At 49.5% G+C, this 15,122-nt stretch carries 15 protein-coding genes; all 15 read left to right on the forward strand.

The features are described 5' to 3' along the window. Window positions 1-13 precede the first annotated feature (13 nt). The 15 genes from AAKU64_RS14655 to AAKU64_RS14725 all read left to right on the forward strand — a co-directional run bounded on the left by AAKU64_RS14655 (window position 14) and on the right by AAKU64_RS14725 (window position 15,068). Window positions 14-1,195: an acetyl-CoA C-acetyltransferase gene (locus AAKU64_RS14655; RefSeq protein WP_354333499.1), complete on the forward strand. Its 1,182-nt coding sequence runs from the start codon at window positions 14-16 to the stop codon at window positions 1,193-1,195. A gap of 60 nt (window positions 1,196-1,255) precedes the next feature. After that, a complete protein-coding gene (locus tag AAKU64_RS14660) occupies window positions 1,256-1,924 on the forward strand; it encodes an SDR family oxidoreductase (RefSeq protein WP_354333497.1) in 669 nt (222 codons plus the stop codon). A 104-nt stretch (window positions 1,925-2,028) separates the two neighbouring features. Then, window positions 2,029-3,165, forward strand: coding sequence for an acyl-CoA dehydrogenase family protein (locus AAKU64_RS14665; protein WP_354333496.1), 1,137 nt, complete (start codon window positions 2,029-2,031; stop codon window positions 3,163-3,165). Between the two features lie 97 nt (window positions 3,166-3,262). After that, window positions 3,263-3,676, forward strand: a complete 414-nt coding sequence (locus AAKU64_RS14670; protein WP_354333494.1) for a YchJ family protein — start codon at window positions 3,263-3,265, stop codon at window positions 3,674-3,676. Next, a complete protein-coding gene (locus tag AAKU64_RS14675) occupies window positions 3,673-5,295 on the forward strand; it encodes a carboxyl transferase domain-containing protein (protein ID WP_354333493.1) in 1,623 nt (540 codons plus the stop codon). Before AAKU64_RS14670 ends, AAKU64_RS14675 begins: the two co-directional genes overlap by 4 nt. Window positions 5,296-5,299: 4 nt before the next feature. Further along, entirely contained in the window at window positions 5,300-6,487 is a 1,188-nt protein-coding gene (locus AAKU64_RS14680) for a dienelactone hydrolase family protein (protein WP_354333491.1), read from the forward strand. 57 nt (window positions 6,488-6,544) lie between these two features. Then, window positions 6,545-7,324, forward strand: coding sequence for an enoyl-CoA hydratase/isomerase family protein (locus tag AAKU64_RS14685; RefSeq protein WP_354333490.1), 780 nt, complete (start codon window positions 6,545-6,547; stop codon window positions 7,322-7,324). Continuing rightward, on the forward strand, window positions 7,321-7,854 hold the full coding sequence (locus AAKU64_RS14690) for a DUF1569 domain-containing protein (protein ID WP_354333488.1): 534 nt from the start codon (window positions 7,321-7,323) through the stop codon (window positions 7,852-7,854). Before AAKU64_RS14685 ends, AAKU64_RS14690 begins: the two co-directional genes overlap by 4 nt. A gap of 61 nt (window positions 7,855-7,915) precedes the next feature. Next, the gene (locus AAKU64_RS14695) at window positions 7,916-8,050 is read left to right on the forward strand and encodes a hypothetical protein (RefSeq protein ID WP_354362341.1); all 135 of its coding nucleotides are present in this window, start codon (window positions 7,916-7,918) and stop codon (window positions 8,048-8,050) included. Window positions 8,051-8,212: 162 nt separating this feature from the next. Continuing rightward, window positions 8,213-9,622 (forward strand): adenosylmethionine--8-amino-7-oxononanoate transaminase, encoded by a 1,410-nt coding sequence (bioA, locus tag AAKU64_RS14700; protein WP_354333486.1) that lies wholly within the window; start codon window positions 8,213-8,215, stop codon window positions 9,620-9,622. Further along, window positions 9,619-10,827 carry an 8-amino-7-oxononanoate synthase gene (gene bioF, locus AAKU64_RS14705; RefSeq protein WP_354333484.1) on the forward strand — a complete coding sequence of 403 codons (1,209 nt, stop codon included), beginning with the start codon at window positions 9,619-9,621 and terminating at the stop codon, window positions 10,825-10,827. The genes bioA and bioF overlap by 4 nt, the downstream gene beginning before the upstream one ends. Then, window positions 10,824-11,525 (forward strand): dethiobiotin synthase, encoded by a 702-nt coding sequence (bioD, locus tag AAKU64_RS14710; RefSeq protein ID WP_354333483.1) that lies wholly within the window; start codon window positions 10,824-10,826, stop codon window positions 11,523-11,525. The genes bioF and bioD overlap by 4 nt, the downstream gene beginning before the upstream one ends. 130 nt (window positions 11,526-11,655) lie before the next feature. Continuing rightward, window positions 11,656-12,684 carry a biotin synthase BioB gene (bioB, locus tag AAKU64_RS14715; protein WP_354362342.1) on the forward strand — a complete coding sequence of 343 codons (1,029 nt, stop codon included), beginning with the start codon at window positions 11,656-11,658 and terminating at the stop codon, window positions 12,682-12,684. Window positions 12,685-12,686: 2 nt separating this feature from the next. Further along, a complete protein-coding gene (locus AAKU64_RS14720; RefSeq protein WP_354333479.1) occupies window positions 12,687-13,022 on the forward strand; it encodes a hypothetical protein in 336 nt (111 codons plus the stop codon). Window positions 13,023-13,067: 45 nt separating this feature from the next. After that, on the forward strand, window positions 13,068-15,068 hold the full coding sequence (locus AAKU64_RS14725; protein WP_354333477.1) for an acetyl-CoA carboxylase biotin carboxylase subunit: 2,001 nt from the start codon (window positions 13,068-13,070) through the stop codon (window positions 15,066-15,068). The last annotated feature ends 54 nt before the right edge of the window (window positions 15,069-15,122 follow it).

Raw genomic sequence — 15,122 nt, forward strand, 5'->3', positions numbered from 1 at the left:
TTGGAGATATCACATGAATGATCCTATCGTTATCGTCGGCGCCGCACGCACACCTATGGGTGCATTTCAGGGCGACTTTTCTTCTGTCACCGCTAGTCAATTGGGTGCAGTGGCGATCAAGGCAGCAGTAGAGCGCTCTGGCGTTAAACCAGAACTGATTGAAGAAGTTTTGTTCGGCAACTGTCTGATGGCAGGTCAAGGTCAGGCGCCAGCGCGCCAAGCTGCATTGGCTGCGGGTTTGCCCATGTCTACCGGTGCGGTGACCTTATCAAAAATGTGCGGCTCTGCGATGAAGGCAACCATGATGGCGTTTGACTCCATTCTTGCGGGCAGCAATGAAGTCATGGTCAGCGGCGGGATGGAATCGATGACCAACGCGCCGTATCTGATCCCTAAAGCGCGTGGCGGCTATCGTATCGGTCACGGCATGATGTACGACCACATGATGCTGGATGGTCTGGAAGATGCATACGACAAAGGCAGATCAATGGGCACTTTCGCCGAGGATTGCTCCGCCAAATACCAGTTCAGCCGTGAAGAACAAGATGCGTTTGCAATCGCCTCTGTCAAGCGCGCACAGGCAGCGACTGCCGACGGTTCTTTTGCATGGGAAATCGCTCCGGTGACGGTATCTGGTCGCAGTGGTGATGTGGTCATCGATAAAGATGAAGGTCCGCTCAAAGCCAAGCTCGATAAAATTCCGGCATTGAAACCGGCGTTTAAAAAAGACGGCACGATTACTGCTGCATCTTCTTCATCGATCAACGACGGTGCCGCTGCACTGGTCTTGATGCGTGAGTCTAAAGCCAAAGAACTCGGCTTGACACCGATCGCCAAAATCCTTGGTCACGCCAGCCACGCGCAAGAACCGGGCTGGTTCACCACAGCACCCATCGGCGCGATAGAAAAGCTGTATAAAAAAATTGGCTGGACAACTGCCGATGTCGATCTGTTCGAAATTAACGAAGCCTTTGCAACAGTGCCAATGGCAGCGATGAAAGACCTCGGTATTTCTCATGACAAGATTAACGTTCATGGCGGTGCTTGTGCATTGGGTCATCCTATCGGCGCATCAGGTGCCCGTATCATTATCACTTTGATCGGTGCGTTGAAAAAGCAAGGTAAAAAACGCGGTGTCGCATCACTGTGTATTGGTGGTGGTGAAGGTACAGCGATGGCGATTGAGCTGGTTTAAATAGCACTCAGCGCACCCGATCAACAAACTCAGTTTTTATCTTCTATCTCTGGAAAAATAATGCCAACAGCCTTAATTCTCGGTGCCTCTCGCGGTATCGGCCACGAACTGGCAAAGCAATATAAAGCTGCCGGGTGGCGCGTCATCGCCACTGCTCGCAAACCGGAAGATCTGGCGACTTTACAAGCGGCGGGCTGTGAGGCTTTACCGCTGGATGTCACCAATCTGAACGATTGCGCGGGATTAGGCTGGCGGCTGGATGATGAAAAAATTGATATCGCGATTCTGAACGCCGGTGTGTATGGACCTCGAATTTCTGGTTTGACTTCACCGGACGAAAACCATTTTGACGAGGTGATGCATACCAACGTTCTGGCTGCGATGCGTATCTTACCGATGGTGTTGCCTCTCGTAGAAAACACCAAAGGTAAGCTGGCAGTGATCTCATCACGTATGGGCTCAATCAGTTTGCGTGAGAGTTCCAGTGGATGGTTGTATCGCGCTAGTAAAGCCGCTCTCAATTCAGTGTTAAAAGATGTCTCGCTGGAAGCAAAACATGTTGTCTGCGTTGCCTTCCATCCAGGCTGGGTACAAACTGATATGGGTGGGGCTGGTGCAGATATCACGGTGGAACAAAGCGCTAGTGGAATACGCGCTAGTCTGGCTGCTTTTACCGTAAAAGATAATGGACAGTTTTTTAATTACGACGGCACGGGTATAAGCTGGTGATAGATTTATAGATACCTAGGACTTACGCAAAATTGCCCCAGCAAGGCGTAAGTTCTAATAAGTTGGTAAGTCATTAGCAATCCATAAAAATTACGAGACTAAGCATGTTATTAACGCCAGAACACGAAATGATACGCGATGCCATTCGCGCATTTGCGCAGGAAAAATTAGTCCCCAACGCAGCGCGCTGGGATAAAGAGCACCACTTCCCTGCCGCAGAATTAAAAGAACTAGCGCAGATGGGTGCTTATGGTGTCGCCGTGCCGGAAGAGCTTGGCGGCGCAGGGATGGATTATCTGTCTCTGGCGCTGGTACTGGAAGAAATTGCTGCTGGTGACGGCGGTACTTCCACTGTGATCTCGGTCAATAATTGTCCGGTATGCAGTATCGCCATGATGTATGCGAACGACGCGCAAAAAGACCAATGGCTGCGACCGCTGGCCAGCGGCAAGATGCTTGGTGCTTTCTGCCTGACCGAGCCGCATGCGGGCAGCGATGCCTCCGATCTTCGTACTACAGCGAAGAAAGAGGGCAACGAATACGTATTGAACGGTGTCAAGCAATTCATCACCAGTGGCAAGCATGCGGACGTTGCTATTGTCATGGCAGTCACCGATAAAGCTGCAGGCAAAAAAGGTATTAGCGCATTCTGGGTGCCAACCAATACACTGGGTTATATCGTCGCCAGTCTGGAACAAAAAATGGGACAGCATTCTTCCGATACGGCGCAAATTTTATTTGAAAATTGTCGTATTCCAGCTGAGAACTTGATCGGCGAAGAAGGCATGGGTTACAAAATTGCCCTATCCGGTTTAGAAGGTGGTCGCATCGGGATTGCCTCCCAATCGGTGGGGATGGCACGCGCCGCTTTTGACGCAGCCCTGGCGTATGCCAAGGATCGTACCAGTTTTGGTAAAGCGATTTTTGATCATCAATCGGTGCAGTTCAAACTGGCCGATATGGCGACCCAGATCGAGGCCGCCCGTCAATTGATCTGGCATGCCGCCAGTTTAAAAGATGCAGGTAAGCCTTGTTTGAAAGAGGCGGCGATGGCGAAATTGTTTGCGTCTGAAATGGCAGAAAAAGTCTGCTCCGATGCGATACAAGTGCATGGTGGTTATGGCTACGTCAGCGATTTTCCCGTCGAGCGGATTTACCGTGATGTACGGGTTTGCCAAATCTATGAAGGCACCTCAGACATCCAAAAAATCCTGATTGGACGTGCGTTAGCACAGGGTTAAAGTTCCCTCTCCCGCACGCGAGAGAGGGGATTTGAAACCGATGTTTGGTCAAAAGACGAAAAAGATTGAAAAATCCAGTGAAATCAAATAGGCAGTTATGACCAAGTTGTGTCCCTGTGATTCAGGAAAACAGTTTAGCCAGTGTTGCGCCCCCTATTTAAACGGCAGCGCTATCGCGTCTAATGCAGAGGTCTTGATGCGCTCCCGCTATACCGCCTATACCTTGGGGGATGAGGCTTATCTGCGTGCGACTTGGGATGTACGCACTTGTCCGGCAGAAAAAATCGTGCATGATGAGCCAACTCAATGGTTGGGTTTAGAAGTTAAACATTACTCGCTTGATGCAGGTAAGACCGACACCGCGTTAGTAGAATTTGTAGCACGTTACAAAATTGGCGGGCGAGCACATCGCCTGCATGAGCTAAGCCGCTTTTTACAAGAAGATGGTAAATGGTTTTATGTGGATGGTAGTTTCCCGACCAAAGACGATAAGAAGAGAAAAGACAAATGACGACCTTAGATTCTAAACTGAATAGCCGTTCCGAAGACTTCAAAGCCAACGCTGCTGCTATGCAGCGAGTGGTCGATGACCTTAAAGAAAAAGTAGCTAAGATCGCTCTCGGTGGCGGTGATGAAGCACGCAAAAAACATCTGGCACGCGGTAAGTTGTTGCCACGCGACCGAGTGCAAATGTTATTGGATGCAGGCACGCCATTTCTAGAGTTCTCACAACTTGCCGCCTACGATATGTACAAAGAAAAGAGCGGTGCCGACGCCGCTCCGTCCGCCGGTGTAATTACCGGTATCGGTCGCGTCGCAGGGCAAGAATGTGTGATTGTCTGTAACGACGCGACGGTGAAGGGTGGGACTTATTATCCGTTGACGGTCAAAAAGCATTTACGCGCACAAGAGATTGCCGAGCAAAATAATTTGCCATGTATTTATCTGGTGGACAGTGGCGGCGCTAACTTACCAAATCAGGATGATGTATTCCCTGATCGGGATCATTTCGGTCGCATTTTCTTCAATCAGGCAACCATGTCGGCCAAAGGTATACCGCAAATCGCGGTGGTCATGGGCTCGTGTACCGCTGGCGGCGCTTATGTGCCGGCGATGAGTGACGAATCGATTATCGTCAAAAATCAAGGGACGATTTTTCTGGGTGGTCCACCGCTAGTCAAAGCCGCTACCGGTGAGGTCGTCAGCGCCGAAGATCTTGGTGGTGGTGACGTCCACACACGTCTTTCAGGCGTGGTCGATCATCTGGCACAAAATGATACTCATGCGCTATCGATGGCGCGCACCATTGTCTCTAACTTAAATCGTCAGAAGCCAGCTAGCGTCGTATTAAAAGAAGTAGAAGAGCCGAAATTCCCCCCGCAAGAATTATATGGCGTCATCCCGGTGGATACCCGCAAACCATTTGATGTGCGTGAAGTGATTGCGCGTGTAGTCGATGGTAGCCATTTCGATGAATTCAAGGCGCGTTATGGCACTACCTTAGTCTGCGGCTTTGCACATATCCACGGCATGCCGGTAGGTATTATTGCGAACAACGGTATTCTGTTTTCTGAATCTGCATTAAAGGGAACGCATTTCATTGAGCTATGCTGTCAGCGCAAAATCCCGCTAGTATTTTTGCAAAATATCACCGGCTTCATGGTCGGTCGCAAATATGAAAACGAAGGTATCGCCCGCAACGGCGCCAAGATGGTCACCGCTGTCGCCACTGCCAATGTGCCAAAATTTACCGTCATTATCGGCGGCAGTTTTGGTGCCGGTAACTACGGCATGTGTGGTCGCGCTTTCTCTCCGCGCTTTATGTGGATGTGGCCAAATGCACGTATCTCCGTCATGGGCGGCGAACAAGCAGCCAGTGTACTGGCGACCGTTAAGCGCGACGGCATCGAAGCCAAAGGCGGCACTTGGACTGCGGAAGAAGAGGACGCATTTAAGCAACCGATCAAAGACCAATACGAACATCAAGGCCACCCCTATTTCGCCTCCGCCCGGTTGTGGGATGACGGTGTGATTGATCCGGCAGATACGCGCATGGTGCTTGGATTGGGATTGTCAGCAGCGTTGAATGCGCCAATACCGGATGTGAAGTTTGGCTTGTTCAGGATGTAAATTTATGAAGCTGCTTGCACTTGCATTCTTATCCTTAATGGGACTTATCGCAGAGATTACCCACGCCGAAGAGATACTTTCTGCGACCTTGAATGAATCTGTTATTAAAATTCCTACGACCGTAAGGACGGTATTTCGGCAAGATGTGAGTAAGGAAATGGTGGTGACGCAGTTCCGACCTTCTGGAGACGGACCCTTCCCTATTGCAATTTTATTGCATGGACGCAGTTATAAAGATCGCTCCAAACCTAGTCGTGAGCGTTTTCTGCAAGCAGCAAGATATTTCGTTAACCGTGGTTTTGCCGTATGGGTACCGACTCGGCTCGGTTATGGTGATTCTGGTACCGAGCCTGATCCAGAGTATTCTGGTACTTGTTCTGGCAAAGATTATTTGCCCGGCTATGAGGCGGCAGCGGTTAGCACGCTTGATGTAATTGCCTATGCAAAACAACAATCCTATGTCGACCCAGCGCGCATAGTTATTCTTGGTCAATCTTACGGCGGTGCGACGGCAATAACTTTGGCTGCAAAGAATCCGCCAGGTCTGATCGCGGTAATCAATTTTGCTGGAGGTGGTGGCGGAAATCCTGACACTCAGCCGTATGAGCCTTGTCGGCCTGATTTATTGAAAGAGATGTTCGGACTTTATGGCAAGACAGCGCGGGTTCCAAGTTTGTGGATTTATACAGAAAACGATAAATACTTTGGTCCAAATTATCCCAAACAATGGTTTGCTGAGTTCCAGAAGCAGGCTTCAGGAAACAAGGCGGCAGAATATCGGGCTATGCCTGCATTTGGCGACAACGGGCATTTCTTTTTCTCCCGTGCTTTTTCGGTCTGGCGTCCGATAGTTGACGAGTTTTTACAACGTCAAGGTGTTCAGATACCGCAAAGCATTGGAATTTTTCAGGACACGGGCTATGCAAATTTACAAGATATTGCCAGTTTGCCGTCAACCAATCCTGACGCAAGAGAAAAATATGCGAGATTTTTAGAGCTAGATATTCCTCGTGCTTTTGTCTTTGGCTCTGCAGGAGAATTCGGATATGCCGGAGCAACTCATGACGCCCTTATAAAAGCATTAGAATTTTGTAAGAAGCGTGCCAATAGTGAATGTGTTCCGTACGCCATAGATGATAAGGTGGTCTGGAAAAAACTCAACGTCGGTAGTGCACCCGATACTGGTTCTTAAGTGAGTTTCTGGATGCAAATGGATTTGTCAGAGTACCGAATAAATAGGAAAAACGTAATGGATACGCTCACAATTTCAATCAGTGATTATGTCGCGACAGTCACACTCAATCGCCCGGAAGTCCGCAATGCCTTTAATGAAATGTCGATCGCCGAGATAACTCAGACCTTCCGGGATTTGGCTGCTAACGATCACATCCGTGCTATTGTGCTGGCCGCGAATGGCTCCGCTTTTTGTGCTGGTGCAGATTTAAATTGGATGAAAAAAATGGCGGATTATTCTCACGAAGAAAATCTCGCCGATGCGGGTCAACTGGCTGAAATGCTGCGGACTATTTATTGTTGCCCTCAACCTGTAGTCGCCAAAGTACAAGGCGATTGTTACGCAGGTGGCATGGGTTTGGTTGCTGCTTGCGATATCGCGGTCAGTGCAGATGTGGCGAATTATTGTTTAAGTGAAGTCAAACTTGGTTTGATTCCCGCGACGATTTCTCCGTATGTGATTAAGGCGATGGGCGAGAGTGCAGCGCGACGTTACTTCATCACGGCTGAAAGGTTCAGTGCAGCAGAAGCGCATCGTATCGGGTTTGTGCATGAACTGGTGAGTGCAGAAGCTCTTGATGAAAAGGTCGCCGAGATCGTTAAGTCGCTGGTGTCGAATAGCCCGAACGCAGTAAGGCAGGCAAAGCGTCTGGTACAAAATGTTGCCAGCCGCGAACTCACGGATGCATTGATTGCCACAACCGTTGAGGGTATTGCACATATCCGCGCGTCGGACGAAGGACGTGAGGGTGTTCGTTCATTTTTAGAAAAACGCAAACCGGGCTGGCTGCTATGAAAAAGAGAACACTATTAGTCAGTGCCGTTGCCTTGACTGCTGTCGCTGCGGCTGGTTTTGCAAGCTACCGAAAATCGACTGTTGAAATTACCTCGATCACGAATATGCTAACGCAGCTAGAAGCTTTGAAGTCGCGTGATCTGGCTGCCAAATTAGTCCAAAAAACTGGCTGGGCACCTTACAAAGTGTTCGTGCATCTGGCGCAAAGTATTCAGTATTCGATGACCGGTTATCCCGAGATGAAGCCCGAGTTGTTTCAGCACACCGCCGGTAGTGCCGCCTTCTATGCATTCTCGGTTGCCGGCGCGATGCGCCACAATTTGACTGAACCGATTCCCGGCGCACCGGCGATTGCCGATACCGGCAATGTCAGTGAGGCGATTGATCTGGTGATCAAGGCGTTGCAAGAGTTTCAGAGTTATACCGGAGAACTGCGGCCACATTTTGCCTACGGCTTATTGAGCAAGACTGAGTTTGCAAACGCGCATGTGATGCATATAGAAAATCACCTTAAGGAGATTCAGTCTTAGAGGAGCTTTGCAGTAGGACGGTCTGTAGGGTGCGTCATGCGCACCGTTGGTGAAAAAAACGATGAATAAAAAGAGTGCATCTGGTGAGATGCCAGGTACTCAAGGTACTCAAGGTACTCAAGGTACTCAAGGTACTCAAGGTACTCAAGGTACTCAAGGTGCGCATGGCGCACCCTACTTGATGTTTGATCCTTAGTCGTCGGCTGCTATGTTTGGCATCTCGATTAAAGTTTTTTAGAATTATCCGAAATAGAACGTCCAATCAATCTGCGGCTTTCCGGGCATAAACCTGCTAGAAGCCGCATAAGTAAGGGACGTTCCTTTTGAGAGATCTTCTGTTGAAAAGTTTGGAGTAAGTTTGAATTTGAATCAAAAAACCGACTGGGTCGCGCGCAGCCTGCAAAGTGTCTGGCATCCGTGTACCCAGATGCAACATCACGAAACGTTTATGCCGCTGATTCCAGTGAGTCATGGTCGCGGTGCTTGGCTGTTTGATACCGATGGCAAGCGCTATCTCGATGGCATCAGCTCTTGGTGGGTGAATTTATTTGGACATGCTAATCCACGTATCAATGCCGCGCTGAAAGATCAGCTTGATCAGTTAGAGCACGCGATGCTGGCAGGTTTTACACACGAACCTGTGATTCGTTTATCCGAGCGTTTATCCGCTTTAACAGGCGGTGTGTTGGGGCATTGTTTTTATGCTTCAGACGGCGCCTCGGCGGTAGAAATTGCTTTGAAGATGAGTTTCCATTTTTGGCGTAATGCAGGGCAGACCGCTAAACAAGAATTTATCTGCCTTAAGGGTAGTTATCACGGCGAGACCTTGGGTGCATTGGCAGTGACGGATGTAAAGTTGTTTCGCGATGCCTATGGTCCCCTGCTCAATAATACTCATGTGGTCGCCTCGCCGGATGCGCGTCAGGCGCTAGACGGTGAGAGTGCCGCTGATGGTGCTATCAAAGTTGCGCGCCATGCCGCAGCAGATTTAGAGCGCTGTCTGCAAGCAAATACGGGGAAAATCGCTGCCGTGATTTTGGAGCCGCTAGTGCAATGTGCCACCGGCATGGCGATGCATGATCCAGAGTATTTACGATTGGTGCGCACCTTATGCGATCAGTACCAAGTCCATTTAATTGCAGATGAAATTGCCGTCGGATGCGGCCGTACCGGTACATTTTTCGCGTTTGAACAAGCACATCAGCAAGCGCATCAGCAAGCACATCAGCAAGCAAATCCATTACCAAAGATCTGGCCTGATTTTGTTTGTTTATCTAAAGGGATCAGCGGTGGTTATTTGCCTTTGTCTTTAGTCATGACGCGGGATGAAATTTATCAAGGGTTTTATCACAGTGACACAGCACGTGGTTTTTTGCATTCGCATTCTTATACGGGCAATCCGCTGGCTTGTCGTGCAGCGTTGGCGACCTTGGATATTTTTGAGTCGGACGATGTACTGAATCAAAACCGGATCAAGGCAGCCAAGATTACGTCTGCTCTTCAGCCTCTGGCTCAGCATGAAAAAGTCCAGCATTTTCGGCAGCAAGGGATGATCTGGGCGTTTGATGCAGTCATAGACGATGTGCAGGATGCTAGTAGTTTTTCGCGCCGGTTTTTTACTATGGCACTTCAGCATGAGCTGTTATTGCGTCCTATCGGTCGTACCGTTTATCTGATGCCGCCGTATATTTTGGACGATGAAGAAATCGCTGGTGTCGCGGCCCGTATACAGACCGTGTTTGAAGAAGTCATCAAGGTGGCGCGATGAAATTACTCGACCACCTGCAGACGGAATTAACTACATTAGACGCACAAAGTTTGCTGCGCCGTCGTCGTATCACCGACACCATGTGCGCACCGCGTACCCAAGTCGATGGTAAGGCAATGCTGGCTTTTTGCAGTAACGATTATCTGGGGTTTGCTGCCCATCCGGCAATCATCGCAGCAATGCAAGAAGGGGTTGCTTTATACGGTGCAGGCAGTGGCGCATCCCACCTGATCAGCGGCCACTCGCGTGCGCATGCAGTGCTGGAAGAAAGACTAGCCAGTTTTCTTGCTCCGCATTTAGAGCAAGCGCAAGCGCTCTATTTCTGCACCGGTTACATGGCAAATCTGGCAGTAATTTCTGCCTTAGCTGCTGCTTCAAAATCAACTGCTGCATCAAAATCAAGCACCGATGTTTTTTCTGAAGCATTAAATCATGCCTCGCTGATCGACGGAGCGCGTTTATCACGTGCCACTGTCAAGGTGTATCCGCATAGCGATGTCGCTGCCTTAGAAAGCCTGCTGCGTGCCAGTAACGCAGCAACTAAAATTGTAGTGACTGACAGTGTATTTTCTATGGATGGTGACCTTGCGCCGTTACCTGCTTTGCTCGCTTTATGTGAGCAATACGATGCTTGGTTAGTGGTTGATGATGCGCATGGCTTTGGTGTCTTGGGCGACCATGGTCGTGGTGCGTTAGAACATTTTAATTTGCGTTCACCGAATCTGGTTTATATGGGAACCTTGGGCAAGGCCGCCGGTGTCGCCGGTGCGTTTGTTGCGGCCCATGCCACGGTGATTAACTGGATGGTGCAAAAAGCCCGACCCTATATTTACACCACGGCAGCACCACCTGCGATTGCGCATGCCTTGTTAACTAGCCTTGATCTGATACAAGGTGAGGAGGGTGCGATACGCAGAGCCAATGTACAGAATCTGATCAGACAAATGCAGCAGGGTTTGCAACTAAAACAGTGGCAATTGATGGCGTCTTCTACGGCAATTCAACCGATTCTGATTGGTGACAATGCCAGCACCATGCGGATTGCCGCAGACTTGTATGCACAAGGATACTGGGTAGGCGCAATCCGTCCACCGACAGTGCCGGTTGGTACTGCGCGTTTGCGTATCACCTTGTCTGGCTCGCATACCAGTGATGATGTCGCACAGCTGGTTTCAGCGATGAATCAACTGGAGGCTTCGCAATGACTGTCTTAAAACACCGTGCGGATTATTTTGTTACTGGTACCGATACCGAAATCGGTAAAACTCTAACTAGCGCCGCCTTGCTGTACGCCTTATCGCAGCGAGGCCTGCGAGTTGTCGGTATGAAACCAGTCGCTGCTGGTGCAAGCCTGATCGATGGCGTCTGGCATAACGATGATGTGGATATGTTGCAGGCGGCCTCCAGCATCAAGGCGAATACAGATGTAGTCTCGCCTTATTTAATGCAAGCTGCGGCGGCACCGCATATCGTCGCTATGCAAGAAAATGTCAGTATTTCTGATACGCATATCCAGACTTGCTATACCCAGTTGCAACAGCAATCCGATGCTGTGATAGTGGAGGGAGTCGGTGGTTTTTGTGTACCACTGACAGCGACCTTTGATACAGCGCAGATGGCGCAACAATTTGCCCTGCCAGTAATCATGGTGGTGGGTATGCGTTTAGGCTGTATTAATCATGCATTGCTCACTGCTGAGGCGATCAATGCGCGTGGATTAAAGCTGGTTGCATGGGTCGCCAACACCACACAAGCTAAGATGTCGTATTTTGAAGAAAACGTACAGGCTCTCAAGGACAGATTGCCGGCACCTTTGCTAGGGATTATCCCAAGTCTGGCAGATCCAAGCGCACAGGCCGCTGCCAGTTATTTGAATTTAGATGTAATTGCAGGACTTACGTAAAACGTCCCAACTGCCTTACCGGGACAACTTTGCGTAAGTCCTGAATTATTAATGGACTCTATTGACAACCAAGCCTATTGACAACAGAACTTAGTAACTCATTGAATTAATTGATGTGAAGGATTTCACCATGCAACAGACAGAACAGACAGCTGCTCCTCTAAATTTCCAAACGCCGGTCAAGCCTATTGAAGCCGAGGTTTGGCCTCTTGACGATGTAATGGCCTTGTTTGATTTGCCGTTTAACGATCTGATGTTTAAAGCGCAGACGGCACATCGTACTAATTTCCCGGAGGGTGATGTCGAATTGGCGACACTACTCTCGATAAAGACCGGTGGTTGCGAAGAAGATTGCAGCTATTGCCCGCAAGCGGCACGTTATGACACTGGTGTCGAAGCGAAAAAAATGCTGGATGTGCGAGAGGTTTTAGATGCAGCCAAAGCCGCCCGTGAAAACGGCGTGACCCGCTTCTGCATGGGCGCAGCATGGCGTTCACCCAAAGACCGCGATATCGAAAAAGTTGAAATCATGGTGCGTGAAGTTAAAGCCATGGGCTTAGAAACCTGCGCGACTTTAGGCATGCTGAAAGAAGAGCAGGCGCAACGTCTGAAAGATGCTGGTCTCGATTATTACAACCATAATCTTGATACTGCACCAGAGTTTTATAGCAATGTAATTTCTACCCGCGATTATCAGGATCGGCTGGATACCCTTGGTCACGTGCGTAGCGCCGGACTCAAAGTTTGCTGTGGCGGCATCGTTGGTATGGGGGAGTCACGCCGCCAGCGCGCTGGCCTGATTGCGCAATTGGCAAACCTCAATCCGTATCCTGAATCCGTACCGGTCAATCACCTGGTGCAGGTGGAAGGTACGCCTCTGCATGGTCTCGATCCGCTCGACCCTCTGGAATTTGTCCGTACCATCGCGGTAGCCCGTATCACTATGCCAAAGGCGCGCGTGCGCTTGTCAGCCGGTCGTCGCCAGATGGGTGAGGCCGTACAGGCGATGTGCTTCTTGGCGGGTGCTAATTCGATTTTTTACGGTGACAAGTTGCTGACTACGCAAAATCCTGAAGCCGAAGACGACCGTGTTTTGCTCGATAAATTGGGTTTGAAAACTCGTGGTGTCGTGGAGAAAAAATCTGGAAGTTGCAGTTAACAATGAATCGCCCTGCAGATGCTGAAGTCGTGTTTCGTTTACTTGCCACGAAGTCTGGTGGGAAGGATCGCCCGATCATGTCTGGGTATAGACCGGCTTATGCAATTAGAGAAAATTATTGGACTTCGACGAATCATGCGTTTCTTGATGTTTCCGAATTAGACCCGGGAAACTCAGCGAGGGCGCATATCTGGTTTCTGACGCCTGAAGTTTATCCAAATAGTCTTTGGATTGGACGAGAAATACCGGTAGCGGAAGGAAATCGTGTAATCGGTAATGCGGTTGTTGTAGCGATATTTAATCCATTGTTATTAGCTGAAGAAAGCTTTGATTCGTGACTAATGCAATTGAATTAATTTTTGATATTTTGAAGAGATCAAACTATGTTTAGTAAAATCCTGATCGCCAACCGTGGCGAAATCGCTTGCCGTGTTGCTGCTACCGCACGCCGCATGGGCATCAAAACCGTCGCTGTGTACTCCGAAGCTGACGCGAATGCGAAACATGTTGCTGTCTGCGATGAAGCAGTTCTAATCGGACCTGCTCCAGCTAAAGAGAGCTATCTGCGCGCTGACAAGATTATCGCAGTTGCGCTGGCCACTGGTGCTCAGGCGATTCATCCGGGATATGGATTTTTATCAGAGAACAGTGAGTTTGCCGATGCCTGCGCCAAAGCTGGCTTAGTTTTTATCGGCCCGCCAGCATCTGCAATTCGCGCAATGGGAAGTAAATCTGCTGCTAAATCTTTGATGGAAAAAGCCAATGTACCGTTGGTACCTGGATACCATGGCGATAATCAGGACGCGGATTTTTTGCAAACAGAGGGTGACCGTATCGGATACCCAGTCTTACTCAAAGCCAGTGCTGGTGGTGGTGGCAAAGGTATGCGGGTAATTGAAAAATCTGCCGACTTTAAAGAAGCACTCGCCTCTTGTAAGCGGGAAGCGATTAGCTCCTTTGGTGATGACAAAGTACTTGCAGAAAAATATCTGCAACGTCCGCGCCATATCGAGATACAAGTTTTTGCCGATACACAAGGCAACTGCGTTTATCTGTTTGAGCGTGATTGTTCGGTACAACGCCGCCATCAAAAAGTATTAGAAGAGGCTCCGGCTCCGGGCATGACCACGGAGCGCCGCACTGCTATGGGTGAGGCTGCGGTGGCTGCCGCAAAGGCGGTAGGCTATGTCGGTGCAGGTACGGTCGAATTCATAGCCAATCAAGACGGTTCTTTCTACTTTATGGAAATGAATACTCGTTTACAGGTAGAACATCCTGTGACCGAAATGATTACCGGTACGGATTTAGTTGAGTGGCAATTGCGTGTCGCTGCCGGGCAGCCTTTGCCGATGTCGCAGTCAGAACTTAGCATCAATGGTCATGCGATAGAGGCGCGTGTATATGCAGAGAACCCAGAAAAAGGCTTCCTGCCGTCAATCGGTACATTGCTGCATAACCAGACGCCACCGGCGGTCAATTTTGAGTTAGGTGGCGTAGTCAATACGCCTGCGGCGTTCCGTATTGACAGTGGTGTGCGTGAAGGCGACAGCATCTCACCGTTTTATGATCCGATGATCGCCAAGTTAATCGTCTGGGGCAAAGATCGTAGCGAAGCTTTGGCACGTATGTCGCAAGCCTTGGCACAATATCAAATCGTTGGTTTGTCCTCGAATATCGCTTTCTTGCAGCGTCTGATTACTAGCCCTGCATTTTCTACCGCTGATCTGGATACTGGTTTAATTGAGCGTAATCAAGAGGTCTTATTTCCGTCAGTAGTTCCAGCCAGCTTGCAGGTATTAGCGTTAGCGGTCGTATCCTTATTGCAAGCTGAAAAAATAGGCGGCAATGACCCATGGAAAAGCAATCATGGCTGGCGTATGAACAGCACTTTACAGCGCACGATCAAGCTGGAAGAGGAGCATGGCGCGCATGGAGTTGTGGTCAGTTATCTTGCAGATTCCTGGTTAATCACGGTAAACGGCGCTAGCGCAAATGTCACGTTAGCAAATCATACGGGACATCAACTCAGCCTAAAGATTGGTGATCAAATGATCACCGGCACCGTAGTACGCAATGCAGAAACGATCAATATATTCAGCCAAGGTCAACATACTCAATTGCACTACGCCGATCCGATGGCACATGCAGGCGAGGTAGAAAGCGAAGGCGGACGACTAACAGCACCAATGCCAGGCAAGATCGTCGCGGTGCTGGTCAGCGCCAGGCAAGAGGTTAAAAAAGGCGACGCACTGTTGATCATGGAGGCGATGAAGATGGAACACACCATCGCAGCACCGCACGACGGCGTTGTTGAGGAAGTGTTGTATGCCGTTGCAGATCAGGTTACTGAAGGCGCGCCACTACTGACCTTTAAACAAGATTAGTCAACCTCGCTTATTTTTAGAACTCCTCTCCCGCCAGCGGGAGCAGGGAGACCA

It is taken from the genome of Undibacterium sp. GrIS 1.8 (genome assembly GCF_040544445.1).
Classification (GTDB): domain Bacteria; phylum Pseudomonadota; class Gammaproteobacteria; order Burkholderiales; family Burkholderiaceae_D; genus Undibacterium.

Coding starts and splice junctions, on each gene's coding strand:
- AAKU64_RS14725 (WP_354333477.1), top strand. CDS start 13,068: ATGTTTAGTAAAATCCTGATCGCCAACCGTGGCGAAATCGCTTGCCGT.
- AAKU64_RS14690 (WP_354333488.1), top strand. CDS start 7,321: ATGAAAAAGAGAACACTATTAGTCAGTGCCGTTGCCTTGACTGCTGTC.
- AAKU64_RS14655 (WP_354333499.1), top strand. CDS start 14: ATGAATGATCCTATCGTTATCGTCGGCGCCGCACGCACACCTATGGGT.
- bioB (WP_354362342.1), top strand. CDS start 11,656: ATGCAACAGACAGAACAGACAGCTGCTCCTCTAAATTTCCAAACGCCG.
- bioF (WP_354333484.1), top strand. CDS start 9,619: ATGAAATTACTCGACCACCTGCAGACGGAATTAACTACATTAGACGCA.
- AAKU64_RS14680 (WP_354333491.1), top strand. CDS start 5,300: ATGAAGCTGCTTGCACTTGCATTCTTATCCTTAATGGGACTTATCGCA.
- AAKU64_RS14720 (WP_354333479.1), top strand. CDS start 12,687: ATGAATCGCCCTGCAGATGCTGAAGTCGTGTTTCGTTTACTTGCCACG.
- AAKU64_RS14695 (WP_354362341.1), top strand. CDS start 7,916: ATGAATAAAAAGAGTGCATCTGGTGAGATGCCAGGTACTCAAGGTACT.
- AAKU64_RS14665 (WP_354333496.1), top strand. CDS start 2,029: ATGTTATTAACGCCAGAACACGAAATGATACGCGATGCCATTCGCGCA.
- AAKU64_RS14660 (WP_354333497.1), top strand. CDS start 1,256: ATGCCAACAGCCTTAATTCTCGGTGCCTCTCGCGGTATCGGCCACGAA.
- AAKU64_RS14670 (WP_354333494.1), top strand. CDS start 3,263: ATGACCAAGTTGTGTCCCTGTGATTCAGGAAAACAGTTTAGCCAGTGT.
- AAKU64_RS14675 (WP_354333493.1), top strand. CDS start 3,673: ATGACGACCTTAGATTCTAAACTGAATAGCCGTTCCGAAGACTTCAAA.
- bioD (WP_354333483.1), top strand. CDS start 10,824: ATGACTGTCTTAAAACACCGTGCGGATTATTTTGTTACTGGTACCGAT.
- AAKU64_RS14685 (WP_354333490.1), top strand. CDS start 6,545: ATGGATACGCTCACAATTTCAATCAGTGATTATGTCGCGACAGTCACA.